Genomic DNA, 18,333 nt, shown 5'->3' on the forward strand with positions numbered 1-18,333 from the left:
TCGTCGCTGCCAGTGCGCCGGTGGCCTACCGTCTTTGAGGGATATCTATGAAGCTTCAACAACTGCGCTACATCTGGGAAGTGGCGCACCATGACCTCAACGTTTCCGCGACGGCGCAAAGCCTGTACACCTCCCAGCCCGGTATCAGCAAGCAGATCCGCCTGCTCGAGGACGAACTGGGTGTCGAAGTCTTCGCCCGCAGCGGCAAGCACCTGACCCGCGTCACGCCAGCCGGTGAGCGCATCATCAATACCGCCGGCGAGATCCTGCGCAAGGTCGAGAGCATCAAGCAGATCGCCCAGGAATTCTCCAACGAGAAGAAGGGCACCCTGTCGATCGCCACTACCCACACGCAAGCGCGTTACGCGCTGCCGCCGGTGATCAGCAATTTCATCAAGCAGTACCCTGAAGTGGCCCTGCACATGCACCAGGGCTCGCCGATGCAGATCGCCGAGATGGCCGCCGACGGCACCGTCGACTTCGCCATCGCCACCGAGGCGCTCGAGCTGTTCGGCGACCTGATCATGATGCCGTGCTACAAGTGGAACCGCTGTGTGGTGGTGCCCCAGGGGCACCCGCTGACCAAGTTGCCGAAGCTCACTCTGGAAGCGGTGGCCGAGTATCCGATCGTTACCTATGTATTCGGTTTCACTGGCCGCTCCAAGCTCGACGAAGCCTTCAACCACCGCGGCCTCACGCCAAAAGTGGTGTTCACCGCAGCCGACGCCGATGTGATCAAGACTTACGTGCGTCTGGGCCTGGGCGTAGGCATCGTGGCCAAGATGGCAGTCGACCCCAAGCTCGACAGCGACCTGGTGTGCCTGGATGCCAGCGAGCTGTTCGAGGCCAGCATTACCAAGATCGGCTTCCGTCGCGGCACCTTCCTGCGCGGCTTCATGTGCGATTTCATCGAGAAGTTCGCCCCGCACCTGACCCGCGAAGTCATGGCCAAGGCCATCCAGTGCCACAACAAGCAGGAGCTCGAAGAGCTGTTCGAAGGCGTCGAACTTCCAGTGCACTGAGTGCACAGGCACAAAAAACCGGCCTGATGGCCGGTTTTTTGTGCCTGTGCGTCAGGCTTTACTGATCAGGTTGCCCGCGTGCAGCCCACATTCTTTCTGCGTCGATTCCTCCCACCACCAGCGCCCCTCGCGCTCGTGCTGGTTGGGCAGTACCGGGCGGGTGCACGGCTCGCAGCCGATGCTGATGAAGCCGCGCTCATGCAGGCTGTTGTACGGCAGCTCGAGCATGCGGATATAGCCCCAGACTTCCTCGCTGCTCATCTGCGCCAGCGGGTTGAACTTGTACAGCGTGCGTTCCGGGGTGGAGAAGGCGCCGTCGATCTCCAGGGCCGCCACCTGGCTACGGGTGCCCGGGCTCTGGTCGCGGCGCTGGCCGGTGGCCCAGGCGCTGACCGTGGCCAGCTTGCGGCGCAGCGGCTCGATCTTGCGGATGCCGCAGCATTCGCCGTGGCCGTCCTTGTAGAAGCTGAACAGGCCCTTTTGCTGGACGAAGGGGTCGAGCTTGTCGCGGTCCGGGCTGAGAATTTCGATCGGCAGGTTGTAGTGCTCGCGCACCTGGTCGATGAAACGGTAGGTTTCCGGGTGCAGGCGCCCGGTGTCGAGGCTGAATACCTTGACCTGCTTGTTCAGTTTCCAGGCCATGTCCACCAGCACCACGTCCTCGGCGCCGCTGAACGAGATCCACAGGTCGTCGCCGAAGTGTTCGAAGGCGAGCTTGAGGATCTCCTGCGGGGACTTGCTGGCATAGGTCGCGGCCAGGGCGGCGACGTCGAAGGGTTGGCTCATCAGGCGGTTTCCATCGGGTGAGTGGCGCTGTGCGCTCGTAGTGAGCTGATGGTAACAAAAAATGGCGGGGTAGACCTGTCGCGCCGTAATCGCGGGGCAAGTCGGGGCGCCGCGATGCTTTACAGGCCCTGCAAGGTCTCCATCAGCACCCGCACCTTGGCGATCGATTCTTCGTACTCGGCCTGCCAGTCGGAGTCGGCCACCACCGCGCCGCCGCCCCAACAACTGACCTGGCCGTCCTTGACCAGCAGGCTGCGGATGGCGATGGAGCTGTCCATCTCGCCGCGTACGTCGATGTACAGCAGCGAGCCGCAATACAGCGCCCGGCGGGTGGGCTCCAGCTCATCGATGATCTGCATCGCCCGGATCTTCGGCGCGCCGGTGATCGAGCCGCCCGGGAAGCTGCCGCCGATCAGGTCGAGCGCGTCCTTGCCGGGTGCCAGGCGCCCGGTGATGCTGCTGACCAGGTGATGGACATTGGGGTAGCTCTCCAGGCTGAACAGCTCCGGCACCTTCACCGAGCCGATCTGGCAGGTACGGCCGATGTCGTTGCGCAGCAGGTCGACGATCATCAGGTTCTCTGAGCGATCCTTGGGGCTGGCCAGCAATTCGGCAGCGTTGCGCGCATCTGCCAGCGGGTCGGCGCCGCGCGGCCGGGTGCCCTTGATCGGGCGGGTTTCGACTTCGCCCTGGCTGACGCGCACGAAGCGCTCCGGGGAGAAGCTCAGCAGCGCCGTGCCGGCGTCCAGCTGCTGATAGCCGGAAAACGGCGTCGGGCATGCGGCGCGCAGGGCCTGGTAGGCGTGCCACGGGTCGCCCTGGCAGGGCGCACTAAAGCGTTGGGTCAGGTTGATCTGGTAGCAGTCGCCCGCCTGGATGTACTGCTGGACCTTGTCGAACGCTGCACGGTATTGCGCCGCGGACAGGTCGCCCGCCATGGGTGCCAGCAGCGCGAATTTGCCGCTGTCGGCCTGGGCTGGAGCTTCGAACAGCTGCACCAGGCGCTGCCGTTCAGTGGCTTGGAGGCTGGGGTGAAACACCAGTTGGCTGGTGCGCGCATGGTGGTCGCTGACCAGTGCCCAGGCATACAGGCCGAGCTGCGCGTCCGGCAGCCCCAGGTCATCGTCCGCCTGTGTGGGCAGTTGCTCCAGGCGGCGGCCGAAGTCGTAGCTCAGGTAGCCGATCAGGCCGCCGGCAAAGGGCAGCTCCACGCCGTCGGGCAGCTGTGCCGTCCCCAGCTCTGCCAGTGCCCGGCGTAGTCGCTGCAGGTACGCCTGGCCCGACTCTGCCGTTTGCGCTTGCAGGTGCTGCAGCGGCCAGGCGCTGAGCAGGTCGAAGCGGCCACGTTCGGCGTTGGGGCGCGCGCTGTCGAGCAGGATCGCACCGGGCGCTATGCGCAGGCGTGCGAAGTAGTGCGCGGGGTCGGGCTGGTAGGGCAGGGGGTGGAGCGTACAGGTCGGCATCAGAATGGACGGCGATGAAAAAGCGAGGAGGGCGATTGTAGACCCGTGTAGGAAATGCGCCTAGCACTGGTGGCGACATTCACATGTTGTGCAGAGGCGTTCCAGCACATCGTGGGAGCGGGCTTGCCCCGCGATTGGGGCTTGGCCTGGCTACGCTATCGCGGGGCAAGCCCGCTCCCACGGTTCAACCTGTGTGCACGTGCCCGAACAGGCCTTGCGCCACTTTTACCCGTTCTTCAGCGCTCTCGGTGCGGCCTTCTTTGGCCAACGCCTCGATGTGTGCCTCGATGGCGTGGGTGCGCTGGGTCAGCCCGCAGTCGTTGGCGATCTGGATGTTCAGGCCGGGGCGGGCGTTGAGCTCGAGGATCAGCGGTCCCTTGTCCTGGTCCAGCACCATGTCCACGCCGATGTAGCCCAGGCCACACAGCTCGTAGCAACTGGCGGCAAGCTTCATGAAACCGTCCCAGTTCGGCAACTGCACACCGTCCACCGCGTTGGTGGTGTCCGGGTGCTTGCTGATGATCTTGTTCAGCCAGGTGCCGCGCAGGGTCATCCCCGTGCTCAGGTCGACGCCTACGCCGATGGCGCCCTGGTGCAGGTTGGCCTTGCCGCCGGACTGGCGGGTCGGCAGGCGCAGCATGGCCATCACCGGGTAGCCCATCAGCACGATGATGCGGATGTCCGGTACGCCCTCGTAGCTGATGCTCTTGAAGATCTGGTCCGGGGTGACCCGGTACTCGATCAGCGCGCGGTCACGGTGCCCGCCCAGCGAGTACAGGCCGGTGAGGATGCTGGAGATCTGGTGCTCGATCTCTTCGTGGCTGATGATCTTGCCGGAGACCGTGCGGTAGCGCTCCTCGAAGCGGTCGGCGATCACCAGGATACCGTCGCCGCCAGCACCCTGTGCCGGCTTGATGACGAAGTCGGTGCGCTCGCCGATGATCTCGTGGAGCTTCTCGATCTGCTTTTCGGTCTCGATGATGCCGTACATCTCCGGCACATGGATGCCGGCCGCCAGCGCGCGCTCCTTGGTGATGATCTTGTCGTCGACGATCGGGTACAGGCTGCGCTTGTTGTACTTGAGTACGTAGTCCGCGTTACGCCGGTTGATACCCATGATGCCCCGGGCCTCCAGGGCTTTCCATGTCTTGATCAGGCCGAACATCAGGCGTCAGCCTTCTTCAGGAATGCCTTGAAGCGCACGAGCTCGGTCAGGCGGTAGCCGCGGTAGCGACCCATCGCCAGCATGAAGCCCACCAGGATCAGCAGTACCGCCGGGAAGGTGAAGACGAAGTAGGTCAGCTCCGGCACGGTCATCAGCAGGTGTGCGACCGATGCGGCGAACAGGGTGCCGATGGCCACCTTCATTGCATGGCCGCCGCCACGCTCTTCCCAGGTGATCGACAGGCGCTCGATGGTCATGGTCAGGATCACCATCGGGAACAGCGCCACCGACAGGCCGCGCTCCAGGCCCAGCTTGTGGCTGAACAGGCTGATGGCGGCGATCAGTACCACGACGAAGGTCAGCACCACCGAAAGGCGCGGCAGCATCTGCAGCTTCAGGTGTTCAAGATAGGAGCGTAGCGACAGGCCCAGCGCGGTGATCACCGTGAACAGCATGATGCCGAAGCCCAGTTGCGTCTCGCGGAAGGCCAGGGCGATCAGCACCGGGGTGAAGGTGCCCAGGGTCTGCAGGCCGATCAGGTTGCGCAGCACCAGGATCACCAGCACACCGATCGGGATCATCACCATGATCATGAAGGTCTGCTGGGTCTGCAGCGGCAGGCCGTACAGCGAGTACTCGAGGAAGTCGGCGTCGGTGTTCTCGTCGGTCAGCTTGGCCAGACGGATGGCGTTCATCTCGCTGTTATTCATGCTGAAGGTGACGTTGGCCTTCTTGCCGCCATCGACGGTGATCAGGTTGTCGTCACCGGTCCACCACAGCAGGCGGTCGCTGGGCAGGCCCTGTTCGCCGGTGTCCGGGTTGAAGTACAGCCAGTCGTTGCCGTTGAAGCTGCGCAGCCAAAGCTCAGGGGTTTGCGGGGTGTCGGCCACCAGGCGGATGGTGTGCACTTTCTCCAGCGGCACATGGGCGATGGACAGCAGCAGGTCGATGATCTGCGCCTTCTTCATCGTCGAGGTGTCGCCGGCCAACAGCAGCTTGACGTTGTCGTCGTTGAGATTGTTGACACGTTTGATGGTCTCGCCGACGAAGGTCTCGACGTCGGCCGAGTGCTGGCGGATCGGCGCCATCAGCGCTTCGGCGGCCAGCTTCTCGGGGCCTTCGATGGCCAGGCTGTCACGGAAGGTCGGGCCCTTGATCTTGGTCTTTTCGGCGCTGTAGCGCTTGGTCAGCACCAGGCGGTAGTACAGCGTCTGGTTGCCGCTGGCGCGGCGCGCCGACCAGGTCACCTTGCGGTTGCCATCGACCCGATTGACGCTCACCCCGTAGTTGTTGGAGATGAAGCTCTCGTTGAGGCTGACATAGTCACGGTTGAGCGGGGGCACGAACATCTGCACCTTGACCGGGTCCTTGGTGCTGGCGACGAACTCGACCTTGGCGTCGATGTTCCACAGGTCATCGGTCTCGTCCTCGGTCACCGGAATGCCGAGGAAGAAGATCTGGTAGGCCGTGACCGCGACGCCCAGCAACACCAGGACGGTGATCAGGACTTTCAGGTGAAGGGTAAGAGAGCGCATCGGAGTTACTCTGCTTTGGAAACTTCGGTGGCACAGGCAGGTTTGCCGGCCGCGTATTTAAGGCTTGGGTCGACCAGCGCATCCAAGTGCTTGAGGGCCTCGGAACCGATCAGCAGCGGGAACTGGAAGGCGCTGCGGTCGGTGAGGTTGACCTCGATGGTGCGGCGGGTCTGGCCCATGCAGATATCGAGCTCGATGACCGGGCGGGCCGTGTAGGCCTTGCCGGACTCGGCGTCATAGTCCCCGGCGCGGCGCTTGATCTTGCTGACGCGGGCCAGGGGGCGTTCGATGGGGTGCTTGTGGGCGGCGTCTATCGCCAGGTAGAAGCGCACCCAGCTCTCGCCGTTGCGCTTGAAACGCTTGATGTCGCGGGCGCTGAGCGAGGCGGTCTTGGCGCCGGTGTCGAGCTTGGCCGCCACTTCCAGGTCGAGCTCGCCCAGGCGCGCGTATTCGTTCAGGCCATAGACGGTCTTCTGTGCCGCAGGCGCAAGGGCCGGCAGCAGAGTCAGGCAGAGCAGCAATAAAGCGGGTATGGGTCTCATAATCCTGGCGCGGTGCTGTGCGGGGTTCAGGGCAAGGCGACTGGCCAAGCGTCCCTATTGGCCTGCCATCAGCATGAAATGATGACAGGCAGCGTATCCATGCTCCCGAAGGAGCGCGGCATTCTATCACGCCGATGTGTTGACGCCAGCGCACCCGCGATCAGACCGCATGGTGGTGCGGTAAGTTCGTTATTAGACAATTGTCGACAATGTTCTTTTTGTCTTTGACTCTTCTGGGCGGTTTAGCTAGTTTTGCCGTCATTGAATGCGAAGGTGTCGACAATCATGCTGGACACAGCCCAAGCCACCCCAATCCTGCAGGACGAGTCCGAGACCCTCTCGGAAAACGTCTTCCGGCGCATCCAGGCGGCCATCGTCAAAGGCGAAATCGCCCCCGGCAGCAAGATCTCCGAGCCGGAACTGGCACGTACCTATGGCATCAGCCGCGGCCCGCTGCGCGAGGCGATTCACCGGCTGGAGGGCCAGCGCCTGCTGGTGCGGGTGCCGCACGTCGGTGCACGGGTAGTGTCGCTTGGCCATGCCGAGCTGATCGAACTCTACGAAATCCGCGAGTCGCTCGAAGGCATGGCCTGCCGGCTGGCCGCCGAGCGCATGAGCCAGGCCGCCATCGACGAACTGCGCCATGTGCTCGACACCCATGAGCGCGATGCCGCGTTCCAGGCCGGGCAGGGCTACTACCAGCAGGAAGGCGACCACGACTTCCATTACAGGATCATCCAGGGCAGCGGCAACCAGACCCTCTACAAGATGCTCTGCGGCGAGCTCTATCAACTGGTGCGCATGTACCGCATCCAGTTCTCGACCACGCCCAACCGGCCACGCCAGGCCTTTGCCGAGCACCACCGCATTCTCGACGCCATCGAAGCCCGCGACGGCGAACTGGCAGAACTCCTGATGCGTCGCCACATCGGCGCGTCCAAACGCAATATCGAGCGTCACTACCAAGGCGCCGACAACAATAGCCCACGAGGTGAGTCATGACAGTGAAGAGCACGCCCGGCCAGCGTTTCCGTGACGCGGTTGCCGCCGAACATCCGCTGCAGGTGGTCGGGGCCATCAACGCCAACCACGCCCTGCTGGCCAAGCGCGCCGGCTTCAAGGCCATCTACCTGTCCGGTGGCGGCGTCGCCGCCGGCTCCCTGGGCCTGCCGGACCTGGGCATCAGCAACCTGGACGACGTGCTCACCGATGTGCGCCGCATCACCGACGTGTGCGACCTGCCGCTGCTGGTGGATGTCGACACCGGTTTCGGTGCCTCGGCCTTCAACGTTGCCCGCACCGTCAAGTCGATGAGCAAGTTCGGCGCCGCCGCCATCCATATCGAAGACCAGGTCGGCGCCAAGCGCTGCGGCCACCGCCCGAACAAGGAGATCGTTTCCCAGCAGGAGATGGTCGACCGCATCAAGGCCGCGGTGGATGCCCGCACCGATGACAGCTTCGTGATCATGGCGCGTACCGACGCCCTGGCGGTGGAAGGCCTGAACGCAGCCCTGGACCGTGCCGCGGCCTGCATCGAGGCCGGCGCCGACATGATCTTCCCGGAAGCCATCACCGAACTGTCGATGTACAAGACCTTCGCCGACCGGGTCAAAGCCCCGATCCTGGCCAACATCACCGAATTTGGCGCGACGCCGTTGTACACCACCGAAGAGCTGGCCTCGGTGGACGTGTCGCTGGTGCTGTACCCGCTGTCGGCCTTCCGTGCCATGAACAAGGCTGCCGAGAACGTCTACACCGCCCTGCGCCGCGACGGCACGCAGAAGAACGTGATCGACACCATGCAGACCCGCATGGAGCTCTACGATGCCATCGGCTACCACGCCTTCGAGCAGAGCCTCGATGCGTTGTTCGCCCAGAAGAAGGCTTGAACCTGTACGGGCCTCTTCGCGGGGCAAGCCCGCTCCCACGCTGAGGCTCGAGTTTCAGACATGGCGCTGTACCTGTAGGAGCGGGCTTGCCCCGCGAAAGCGCAGGTACAGCCACCCTGATTAGCCAGAAAGACTTCGATAACAAATTCAAGAAAGGAGAAACACCATGGCCGAAGCAAAAGTACTCAGTGGCGCAGGCCTGCGTGGCCAGGTGGCCGGGCAGACCGCCCTGTCGACCGTCGGCCAGGCCGGCGCCGGCCTGACCTACCGCGGCTATGACGTGCGCGATCTGGCCGCCGGCGCCGAGTTCGAGGAAGTCGCCTACCTGCTGCTGTACGGCGAGCTGCCGAGCAAAGCCGAGCTGGCCGACTACAAGCGCAAGCTCAAGGGCCTGCGCGACCTGCCGCAGGCGCTCAAGGAGGTGCTCGAACGCATCCCGCGCGACGCCCACCCGATGGACGTGATGCGCACCGGCTGCTCGGTGCTCGGTACCCTGGAGCCGGAGCTGACCTTCGACGCCCAGCACGACAAGACCGACCGCCTGCTGGCGCTGTTCCCGGCAGTGATGTGCTATTGGTACCGCTTCACCCACCACGGTGTGCGCATCGACTGCAGCAGCGACGAAGACACCATTGGCGGCCACTTCCTGCACCTGCTGCACGGCAAGAAGCCAAGCGCGCTGCACGTCAAGGTGATGAACGTCTCGCTGATCCTGTACGCCGAGCACGAATTCAACGCCTCGACCTTCACCGCCCGGGTATGTGCCTCGACCCTGTCGGACCTGTATTCCTGCATCACTGCCGCCATCGGCTCGCTGCGTGGCCCACTGCACGGCGGCGCCAACGAGGCGGCAATGGAGCTGATCGAGCGCTTCCAGAGCCCGCAGGAAGCGACCGCCGAGCTGCTGCGCATGCTCGAGCGCAAGGACAAGATCATGGGCTTCGGCCACGCCATCTACAAAGAGTCCGACCCGCGCAACGAGGTGATCAAGGGCTGGTCGAAGCAGTTGGCCGACGAAGTGGGCGACAAGGTGCTGTACCCGGTCTCCGAAGCGATCGACAAGACCATGTGGGAGCAGAAGCGCCTGTTCCCCAACGCCGACTTCTACCATGCCTCGGCGTACCACTTCATGGGCATCCCGACCAAGCTGTTCACCCCGATCTTCGTCTGCTCGCGCCTGACCGGCTGGGCCGCCCACGTGTTCGAGCAGCGCGCCAACAACCGCATCATCCGCCCGAGCGCCGAATACACCGGCGTCGAGCAGCGCCGGTTCGTGCCGATCGAACAGCGTTGATCAGAAGAGACAGGCTGTAGGTCAGTTGTGGGAGCGGGCTTGCCCCGCGATTGCGCCAGCAGGTTCAACCTCGCTGGCGCTTGCGGCGCAATCGCGGGGCAAGCCCGCTCCCACGAGTCTGCCGATGCCTGCCCAGGTAAACCGTGACCGAGCCAGATAACGATATGAACAGCGCATTCCGCAAGTCCCTGCCAGGCACCGCCCTGGACTACTACGACGCCCGCGCCGCGGTCGAGGCAATCAAGCCCGGCGCCTACGACGGCCTGCCATACACCTCCCGCGTACTGGCCGAAAACCTCGTGCGCCGCTGCGATCCGGCCACCCTTGACGCGTCGCTCGAACAGCTGATCGAACGCAAGCGCGACCTCGACTTCCCCTGGTTCCCGGCCCGCGTGGTGTGCCACGACATCCTCGGCCAGACCGCGCTGGTGGACCTGGCCGGCCTGCGCGACGCCATCGCCGACAAGGGCGGCGACCCCGCCGCAGTCAACCCGGTGGTGCCGGTACAGCTGATCGTCGACCATTCGCTGGCGGTGGAGTGCGGCGGCTTCGACCCGCAGGCCTTCGAGAAGAACCGCGCCATCGAAGACCGTCGCAACGAAGACCGATTCCACTTCATCAACTGGACCAAGAAGGCGTTCAAGAACGTCGACGTGATCCAGCCGGGCAACGGCATCATGCACCAGATCAACCTGGAGAAGATGTCGCCGGTGATCCACAGCGAGCGCGGCGTGGCCTACCCGGACACCTGCGTCGGCACCGACAGCCACACCCCGCATGTCGATGCCCTGGGCGTGATCGCCATCGGCGTCGGTGGCCTGGAGGCCGAGAACGTGATGCTCGGCCGCGCCTCGTGGATGCGCCTGCCAGAAATCGTCGGCGTCGAGCTGACCGGCCGCCTGGCGCCGAACATCACCGCCACCGACCTGGTGCTGGCGCTGACCGAGTTCCTGCGCAAGCAGAAGGTGGTGGGTGCCTACCTCGAGTTCCACGGTGTGGGCGCCAGCGCGCTGACCCTGGGCGACCGTGCCACCATCTCCAACATGGCCCCGGAATACGGCGCCACCGCGGCGATGTTCGCCATTGACCAGCAGACCATCGACTACCTCAAGCTTACCGGCCGCGATGAGCAGCAGGTGCAGTTGGTCGAGACCTACGCCAAGGCCGCCGGCCTGTGGGCCGACAGCCTGGCCAAGGCCGAGTACGAGCGCACCCTGAGCTTCGACCTGTCGAGCGTGGTGCGCAACATGGCCGGCCCGTCCAACCCGCACGCCCGGGTGGCCACCAGCGACCTGGCGGCCAAGGGCATTGCCGGGCAGTGGCAGGAAGTGCCGGGGCAGATGCCGGACGGCGCGGTGATCATCGCCGCCATCACCAGTTGCACCAACACCAGCAACCCGCGCAACGTGATCGCCGCTGGCCTGCTGGCGCGCAACGCCAACAAGCTCGGCCTGGCCCGCAAGCCGTGGGTCAAGTCGTCGCTGGCGCCGGGCTCCAAGACCGTGCAGCTGTACCTCAAGGAGGCCGGGCTCGAGCAGGAACTGGAGCAACTGGGCTTCGGTGTCGTCGCCTTCGCCTGCACCACCTGCAACGGCATGTCCGGTGCACTGGACCCGGTGATCCAGCAAGAGATCATCGACCGCGACCTGTACGCCACCGCCGTGCTGTCGGGCAACCGCAACTTCGACGGGCGTATCCACCCGTACGCCAAGCAGGCTTTCCTCGCCTCGCCGCCGCTGGTGGTGGCCTACGCCATCGCCGGCACCATCCGCTTCGATATCGAGAAGGATGTGCTGGGTTTGGTGGATGGCAAGGAAATCCGCCTGAAGGACATCTGGCCGAGCGACGAGGAAATCGACGCCGTGGTGCGTGCGTCGGTCAAGCCGGAGCAGTTCCGCCAGGTGTACATCCCGATGTTCACCATCGAGGAGGACAAGGGGCCGAAGGTTGCGCCGCTGTACGACTGGCGCCCGATGAGCACCTACATCCGCCGCCCGCCTTACTGGGAAGGCGCCCTGGCCGGTGAGCGTACCCTGCGCGGCATGCGCCCGCTGGCGGTGCTGCCGGACAACATCACCACCGACCACTTGTCGCCGTCCAACGCCATCATGCTCGACAGCGCCGCGGGTGAATACCTGGCGAAGATGGGCCTGCCGGAAGAGGACTTCAACTCCTATGCCACCCACCGTGGCGACCACCTGACCGCCCAGCGCGCCACCTTCGCCAACCCCAAGCTGTTCAACGAGATGGTGCGCAAGGACGACGGCAGCGTGAAGCAGGGTTCGCTGGCGCGCATCGAGCCGGAAGGCAAGGTGACCCGCATGTGGGAAGCCATCGAAACCTACATGCAGCGCAAGCAGCCGTTGATCATCGTTGCCGGTGCCGACTACGGCCAGGGTTCGTCACGTGACTGGGCGGCCAAGGGCGTGCGCCTGGCGGGGGTCGAGGCGATCGTCGCCGAAGGCTTCGAGCGTATCCACCGCACCAACCTGGTGGGCATGGGTGTGCTGCCGCTGGAGTTCAAACCGGGGACCGACCGCAAGACCCTGGGGCTCGACGGCAGCGAGGTGTATGACGTGCTCGGTGAGCGCAAACCGCGCGCCACGCTGACTTTGGTGGTCACGCGGCGCAATGGTGAGCGTGTCGAGGTGCCGGTGACCTGCCGCCTGGATACCGCCGAAGAAGTGTCGATCTACGAAGCGGGCGGGGTGCTGCAGCGCTTTGCCCAGGACTTCCTGGAAGGCACCGCGTAAGGCACATGAACGCATAGTGGTTTTGTGGGAGCGGGCTTGCCCCGCGATGGCGGTTTAAGGTCCATCGCGGGGCTAGCCCGCTCCCACGGACAAAGGAACATTGACCATGGCATACGCACCACAAGTAAAAATCCCCGCCACCTACATCCGCGGCGGCACCAGCAAAGGCGTGTTCTTCCGCCTGCAGGACCTGCCCGAACAGGCGCAGATCCCTGGCCCCGCCCGCGATGCCCTGCTGCTGCGGGTGATCGGCAGCCCCGACCCGTACGGCAAGCAGATCGACGGCATGGGCGGCGCGACGTCCAGCACCAGCAAGACCGTGATCCTGTCGAAAAGCATCAAGCCCGAGCATGATGTCGACTATCTGTTCGGCCAGGTGTCGATCGACAAGGCCTTCGTCGACTGGAGCGGCAACTGCGGCAACCTCTCGGCCGCGGTAGGTTCGTTCGCCATCAGTGGCGGTCTGGTCGACCCCGCGCGGGTGCCACGCAACGGCGTTGCCACCGTGCGCATCTGGCAGGCCAACATCGGCAAGACCATCATCGCCCATGTGCCGATCACCGAGGGTGAGGTGCAGGAGACCGGTGATTTCGAACTCGACGGCGTGACCTTCCCGGCCGCCGAGGTGCAGCTGGAGTTCCTCGACCCGGCCGCCGACGAGGATGGTGACGGCGGGGCGATGTTCCCTACCGGCAATCTGGTCGACGACCTTGAAGTGCCAGGTGTCGGTACCTTCAAGGCAACCCTGATCAACGCCGGCATCCCGACCATCTTCATCAACGCCGCCGACCTCGACTACACCGGTACCGAGCTTCAGGACGCGATCAATGGCGACGCCGCTGCACTGGCGCGGTTCGAGACCATTCGCGCCCACGGAGCGGTGCGCATGGGGCTGATCGAACATATCGACCAGGCTGCCGGGCGTCAGCACACGCCCAAGGTCGCTTTCGTCGCGCCGCCGACCACCTACACTGCTTCCAGCGGCAAAGTGGTCGATGCGGGCGATGTCGATCTGCTGGTGCGCGCCCTGTCCATGGGTAAGTTGCACCACGCCATGATGGGCACCGCGGCGGTGGCCATTGGCACGGCAGCGGCGATTCCCGGGACCCTGGTCAACCTTGCCGCAGGCGGTGGCGAACGAAGCGCGGTGCGCTTCGGCCATCCGTCCGGGACGTTGCGCGTGGGTGCGCAAGCCCGCCAGGTGGACGGGCAGTGGACCGTGACCAAAGCAATCATGAGCCGCAGTGCTCGGGTGTTGATGGAGGGCTGGGTGCGCGTGCCTGGCGATAGCTTCTAAACGCACTATCAGCGCTCGGTTTTACTGGCCCATCGCGGGGCAAGCCCGCTCCCACGCCAAAGGTACAGTCTGCGTGGGAGCGGGCTTGCCCCGCGATGGGCTGCAAAGCAGCTCTTTTTCAAGGAGCCACGAATGAGCGCCAACGCTGATCTGAACACTCGCCCCGACTACGACCAGGTCCTGCAGACCCTCGCCGACTATGTGCTCGGTTACCGCGTCGAATCCCCCGAAGCCCTGGATACCGCCCGCCACTGCCTGATGGATACCCTCGGCTGCGGCCTGCTGGCGCTGCGTTTCCCTGAGTGCACCAAGCTGCTCGGTCCGCTGGTCGAGGGCACGGTGGTCCCCAATGGCGCCCGCGTGCCCGGCACCGCCTACCGCCTTGATCCGGTCAAGGCCGCCTGGGACATTGGCTGCATTGTCCGCTGGCTGGACTACAACGACACCTGGCTGGCCGCCGAATGGGCCCATCCCTCGGACAACCTGGGCGGCATTCTCGCGGTCACCGACCACCTGTCGCAGAAGCGCGTGGCCGGTGGCGAAGCACCGTTGACCATGCGCGACGTACTCGAGGCCATGGTCATGGCCCACGAGATCCAGGGTGTGTTGGCGCTGGAGAATGCCTTCAACCGGGTCGGCCTGGACCATGTGGTGCTGGTCAAGGTTGCCTCGACGGCGGTGTGCGCCAAGCTGATGGGCGCCAACCGCGATCAGCTGCTCTCGGCTTTGTCCCATGCCTTCGTCGATGGCCAGGCCCTGCGCACCTACCGCCATGCGCCGAACGCCGGCTCGCGCAAGTCATGGGCGGCGGGGGATGCCTCCAGCCGGGGTGTGCGCCTGGCTGATATCGCCCTGCGCGGTGAAATGGGCATCCCCGGTGTGCTCACTGCTGTGCAGTGGGGCTTTTATGATGTTTCGTTCAGCCACAGCAACAAGGACCTGGCCCTCAAGCAGGAGGCCCAGCGCGAATTGCGCCTGCCGCAGCCCTTCGGCAGTTATGTCATGGAAAACATCCTGTTCAAGGTCAGTTTCCCCGCCGAGTTCCATGCCCAGACCGCCTGCGAGGCGGCGTTGATGCTGCATCGGCAGGTGCGCAACCGCCTGCACGAAGTCGACCGCATCGTCATCGCCACCAACGAGTCGGCGATCCGCATCATTTCCAAGGAAGGCCCGCTGGCCAACGCCGCCGACCGTGACCATTGCCTGCAATACATGACCGCAGTGCCGCTGATCTTCGGCGACCTGGTGGCCGAGCACTATGAAGACAGCTTCCACGCCGCCCACCCGAGCATCGACCGCTTGCGCGAGAAGATGGAGGTGGTCGAGGAGCCGCGTTTCAGCCGCGAGTACCTGGAGGCTGACAAGCGCTCGATCGCCAATGCGGTGCAGGTGTTCTTCAAGGACGGCACCCACACCGAGCAGGTGGTGGTGGAGTACCCGATCGGCCATCGGCGCCGGCGGGAGGAGGGGTTGCCGTTGCTGGAGGCCAAGTTCAGGGCCAACCTGGCGACGCGGTTCGTGCGCCAGCGCTGTGAGGAGATTGTGGCGTTGTGCAAGGACCAGGCGAGGCTGGAGGCCATGCCCGTGCACAGGTTTGTCGATTTGTTCGTGATTTGATGTTGCCTGTCCTGGCCTCATCGCGGGGCAAGCCCGCTCCCACGATGCGAGTGCCTGCGTATGAACGTGGGAGCGGGCTTGCCCCGCGATGAGGGCAGTTGCTCCAACAAAAAAGCCCCGGCATCGCTGCCGGGGCTTCTTCTTACCGCTTGTAACTTACCACTTGCAGCTGCTTACGCCTGAATCACCGGGATCTTGGCGTTGGCGGCCGCTTCGCGGAACTCGGCGATCTGGTCGAAGCTCAGGTAGCGGTAGACGTCGGCAGCCATGCTGTCGATGTCCTTGGCGTACTGCATGTACTCTTCGACGGTCGGCAGCTTGCCGATGATCGAAGCCACCGCAGCCAGCTCGGCCGAGGCCAGGTACACGTTGGTGGCGTCGCCCAGACGGTTCGGGAAGTTACGGGTCGAGGTGGAGACCACGGTCGAACCGGTCTGCACACGTGCCTGGTTACCCATGCACAGCGAGCAGCCTGGCATTTCCATGCGCGCACCGGCCTTGCCGTAGATGCCGTAGTAGCCTTCTTCGGTCAGCTGGTGGGCGTCCATCTTGGTCGGCGGAGCCAGCCACAGGCGGGTAGGGATACCGCCCTTGACCTTGTCCAGCAGCTTGCCGGCAGCGCGGAAGTGGCCGATGTTGGTCATGCACGAACCGATGAACACTTCGTCGATCTTCTCGCCCTGTACCGAAGACAGCAGGCGGGCATCGTCCGGGTCGTTCGGCGCGCAGAGCACAGGCTCTTTGACGTCGGCCAGGTCGATCTCGATGATCTCGGCGTACTCGGCGTCTTTGTCGGCCGACAGCAGCTCAGGCTTGGCCAGCCAGGCTTCCATGGCCTGGGCACGACGCTCCAGGGTGCGGGCATCGCCGTAGCCTTCGCCGATCATCCAGCGCAGCAGGGTGATGTTGGACTGCAGGTACTCGGCAACGGCCTTCTCTGGCAGCTTGATGGTGCAGCCTGCAGCGGAACGTTCGGCCGAGGCGTCGGACAGTTCGAACGCTTGCTCGACGGTCAGTTCGTCCAGGCCTTCGATTTCCAGGATGCGGCCGGAGAAGGCGTTTTTCTTGCCCTTCTTCTCGACGGTCAGCAGGCCTTTCTGGATGGCGTAGTAAGGGATGGCATGGACCAGGTCACGCAGGGTGATGCCAGGCTGCAGCTTGCCCTTGAAGCGCACCAGGATCGACTCTGGCATGTCCAGCGGCATGACGCCGGTGGCGGCGGCGAAGGCCACCAGGCCGGAACCGGCCGGGAACGAGATGCCGATCGGGAAGCGGGTGTGCGAGTCGCCACCGGTGCCGACGGTGTCAGGCATCAGCATGCGGTTCAGCCAGCTGTGGATGATGCCGTCGCCTGGGCGCAGCGACACGCCGCCACGGGTGCGGATGAAGTCTGGCAGGGTGTGGTGGGTGTTGACGTCGATCGGCTTCGGATACGCGGCGGTGTGGCAGAACGACTGCATGACCAAGTCGGCGGAGAAGCCCAGGCACGCCAGGTCTTTCAGCTCGTCGCGGGTCATCGGGCCAGTGGTGTCCTGGGAGCCGACGGTGGTCATCTTCGGCTCGCAGTAGGCACCTGGGCGCACGCCCTGGCCTTCCGGCAGACCGCAGGCACGGCCGACCATCTTCTGCGCCAGGGTGAAGCCCTTGGTCGAAGCGGCAGGTTGCTCTGGCTTCTTGAACAGGTCGGAAGCACCCAGGCCCAGTTCGGCGCGGGCTTTTTCGGTCAGGCCACGGCCGACGATCAGCGGGATTCGGCCGCCAGCGCGGACTTCATCCAGCAGCACTTCGGTTTTCAGCTCGAAGCTGGTGACCAGCTCGTCGCTGCCGTTGCGGCGCACTTCGCCCTTGAACGGGTAGACGTCGATAACGTCGCCCATGGCCAGGTTGGTGCAGTCGAATTCGATCGGCAGGGCGCCGGCGTCTTCCATGGTGTTGTAGAAGATCGGGGCGATCTTGGTGCCGAAGCAGAAGCCGCCAGCGCGCTTGTTCGGAACGTACGGGATGTCGTCGCCGAAGAACCACAGCACCGAGTTGGTGGCGGATTTACGCGAGGAACCGGTACCGACCACGTCACCGACGTAGGCAACCGGGTGGCCTTTGGCCTTGACCGCTTCGATCTGGGCCAGCGGGCCGACCGAACCAGGCTGCTTGGGCTCGATGCCGTCGCGGGCCATCTTCAGCATGGCCAGGGCGTGCAGCGGGATGTCAGGGCGCGACCAGGCGTCCGGGGCAGGGGACAGGTCGTCGGTGTTGGTTTCGCCAGGCACCTTGAACACGGTCAGGGTGTACTTGTCGGCGATGGCCGGACGCGAGGTGAACCACTCGCCGGCAGCCCAGGATTCCAGCACGGCCTTGGCGTGGACATTGCCCGCCTTGGCTTTTTCGGCCACGTCGTGGAAGGCGTCGAACATCAGCAGGGTGTGCTTGAGCTGTTCGGCCGCGACGGCGCCCAGTTCGGCGTCATCCAGCAGCGCTACCAGCGTCTCGATGTTGTAACCGCCCTGCATGGTGCCCAGCAACTCGGCAGCGCGCTTGCGGTCGAGCAGTGGCGACTTGGCTTCGCCCTTGGCGATAGCGGAGAGGAAAGCGGCCTTGACATAGGCGGCTTCGTCCACCCCTGGCGGAACGCGGTTGGTGATCAGGTCTACGAGGAAGGCTTCTTCGCCGGCCGGCGGGTTTTTCAGCAGCTCGACCAGGCCTGCGGTTTGTTCGGCGTTCAGCGGCTGGGGCACGATACCCAGAGCGGCACGCTCTTCGATGTGTTTGCGGTAGGCTTCAAGCACAGTTATTACCCTCATCAGTGGTCCCTAAAGGGAGTCCGGGACGCTCATCCAGCATTCAAAGCACCCATGCGCAATGACGACTTTTTGAGTCGCACCGCCAGGGTCGCAAAGAATCCTTACAGAAGCTGCTTTCAAAGTTTTACGCCTGTAGAACGGGAGGCTGATGAGGGCTGGCACGGGCATGCGA

Annotated in this window: 13 protein-coding genes; 7 read left to right on the forward strand and 6 right to left on the reverse strand. The window is 64.5% G+C overall.

Going from position 1 to position 18,333, the window contains the following annotated elements:
• Positions 1-47 precede the first annotated feature (47 nt).
• Positions 48-1,022: an HTH-type transcriptional regulator CysB gene (cysB, locus tag F6X61_RS06545; protein ID WP_011533140.1), complete on the forward strand. Its 975-nt coding sequence runs from the start codon at positions 48-50 to the stop codon at positions 1,020-1,022.
• A 51-nt stretch (positions 1,023-1,073) separates the two neighbouring features.
• Here the strand turns inward: cysB and F6X61_RS06550 are convergent, their stop codons facing one another.
• The 5 genes from F6X61_RS06550 to F6X61_RS06570 all read right to left on the reverse strand — a co-directional run bounded on the left by F6X61_RS06550 (position 1,074) and on the right by F6X61_RS06570 (position 6,513).
• Positions 1,074-1,808, reverse strand: a complete 735-nt coding sequence (locus F6X61_RS06550; protein WP_125463486.1) for a phosphoadenylyl-sulfate reductase — start codon at positions 1,806-1,808, stop codon at positions 1,074-1,076.
• A 119-nt stretch (positions 1,809-1,927) separates the two neighbouring features.
• Entirely contained in the window at positions 1,928-3,271 is a 1,344-nt protein-coding gene (gene pabB / locus F6X61_RS06555) for an aminodeoxychorismate synthase component I (RefSeq protein ID WP_153785907.1), read from the reverse strand.
• 184 nt (positions 3,272-3,455) lie between these two features.
• The gene (locus F6X61_RS06560) at positions 3,456-4,436 is read right to left on the reverse strand and encodes an alpha-L-glutamate ligase-like protein (protein ID WP_153785908.1); all 981 of its coding nucleotides are present in this window, start codon (positions 4,434-4,436) and stop codon (positions 3,456-3,458) included.
• Complete coding sequence (locus F6X61_RS06565; RefSeq protein ID WP_153785909.1) at positions 4,436-5,971, reverse strand: inactive transglutaminase family protein; 1,536 nt, start codon at positions 5,969-5,971, stop codon at positions 4,436-4,438. Before F6X61_RS06565 ends, F6X61_RS06560 begins: the two co-directional genes overlap by 1 nt.
• 5 nt (positions 5,972-5,976) lie before the next feature.
• Positions 5,977-6,513: an ATP-dependent zinc protease gene (locus tag F6X61_RS06570; protein ID WP_153785910.1), complete on the reverse strand. Its 537-nt coding sequence runs from the start codon at positions 6,511-6,513 to the stop codon at positions 5,977-5,979.
• Between the two features lie 285 nt (positions 6,514-6,798).
• Here F6X61_RS06570 and F6X61_RS06575 point away from each other — a divergent pair, with 285 nt between their 5' ends.
• The 6 genes from F6X61_RS06575 to prpD all read left to right on the forward strand — a co-directional run bounded on the left by F6X61_RS06575 (position 6,799) and on the right by prpD (position 15,363).
• On the forward strand, positions 6,799-7,515 hold the full coding sequence (locus F6X61_RS06575) for a GntR family transcriptional regulator (RefSeq protein WP_153785911.1): 717 nt from the start codon (positions 6,799-6,801) through the stop codon (positions 7,513-7,515).
• Positions 7,512-8,402, forward strand: a complete 891-nt coding sequence (gene prpB, locus F6X61_RS06580) for a methylisocitrate lyase (RefSeq protein WP_153785912.1) — start codon at positions 7,512-7,514, stop codon at positions 8,400-8,402. Before F6X61_RS06575 ends, prpB begins: the two co-directional genes overlap by 4 nt.
• A gap of 166 nt (positions 8,403-8,568) precedes the next feature.
• Positions 8,569-9,696 (forward strand): 2-methylcitrate synthase, encoded by a 1,128-nt coding sequence (gene prpC, locus F6X61_RS06585; protein ID WP_153785913.1) that lies wholly within the window; start codon positions 8,569-8,571, stop codon positions 9,694-9,696.
• A gap of 164 nt (positions 9,697-9,860) precedes the next feature.
• Entirely contained in the window at positions 9,861-12,449 is a 2,589-nt protein-coding gene (gene acnD, locus F6X61_RS06590) for a Fe/S-dependent 2-methylisocitrate dehydratase AcnD (protein WP_153785914.1), read from the forward strand.
• A 106-nt stretch (positions 12,450-12,555) separates the two neighbouring features.
• Positions 12,556-13,746, forward strand: a complete 1,191-nt coding sequence (gene prpF, locus F6X61_RS06595; protein WP_153785915.1) for a 2-methylaconitate cis-trans isomerase PrpF — start codon at positions 12,556-12,558, stop codon at positions 13,744-13,746.
• 132 nt (positions 13,747-13,878) lie between these two features.
• Positions 13,879-15,363, forward strand: coding sequence for a 2-methylcitrate dehydratase (prpD, locus tag F6X61_RS06600; protein ID WP_153785916.1), 1,485 nt, complete (start codon positions 13,879-13,881; stop codon positions 15,361-15,363).
• Between the two features lie 173 nt (positions 15,364-15,536).
• On the opposite strand, the gene acnB is transcribed toward prpD, so the two are convergent.
• Complete coding sequence (gene acnB / locus F6X61_RS06605) at positions 15,537-18,146, reverse strand: bifunctional aconitate hydratase 2/2-methylisocitrate dehydratase (protein ID WP_153785928.1); 2,610 nt, start codon at positions 18,144-18,146, stop codon at positions 15,537-15,539.
• Positions 18,147-18,333 lie beyond the last annotated feature (187 nt).

This window comes from Pseudomonas sp. EMN2 (assembly GCF_009650555.1).
GTDB lineage: Bacteria > Pseudomonadota > Gammaproteobacteria > Pseudomonadales > Pseudomonadaceae > Aquipseudomonas > Aquipseudomonas sichuanensis.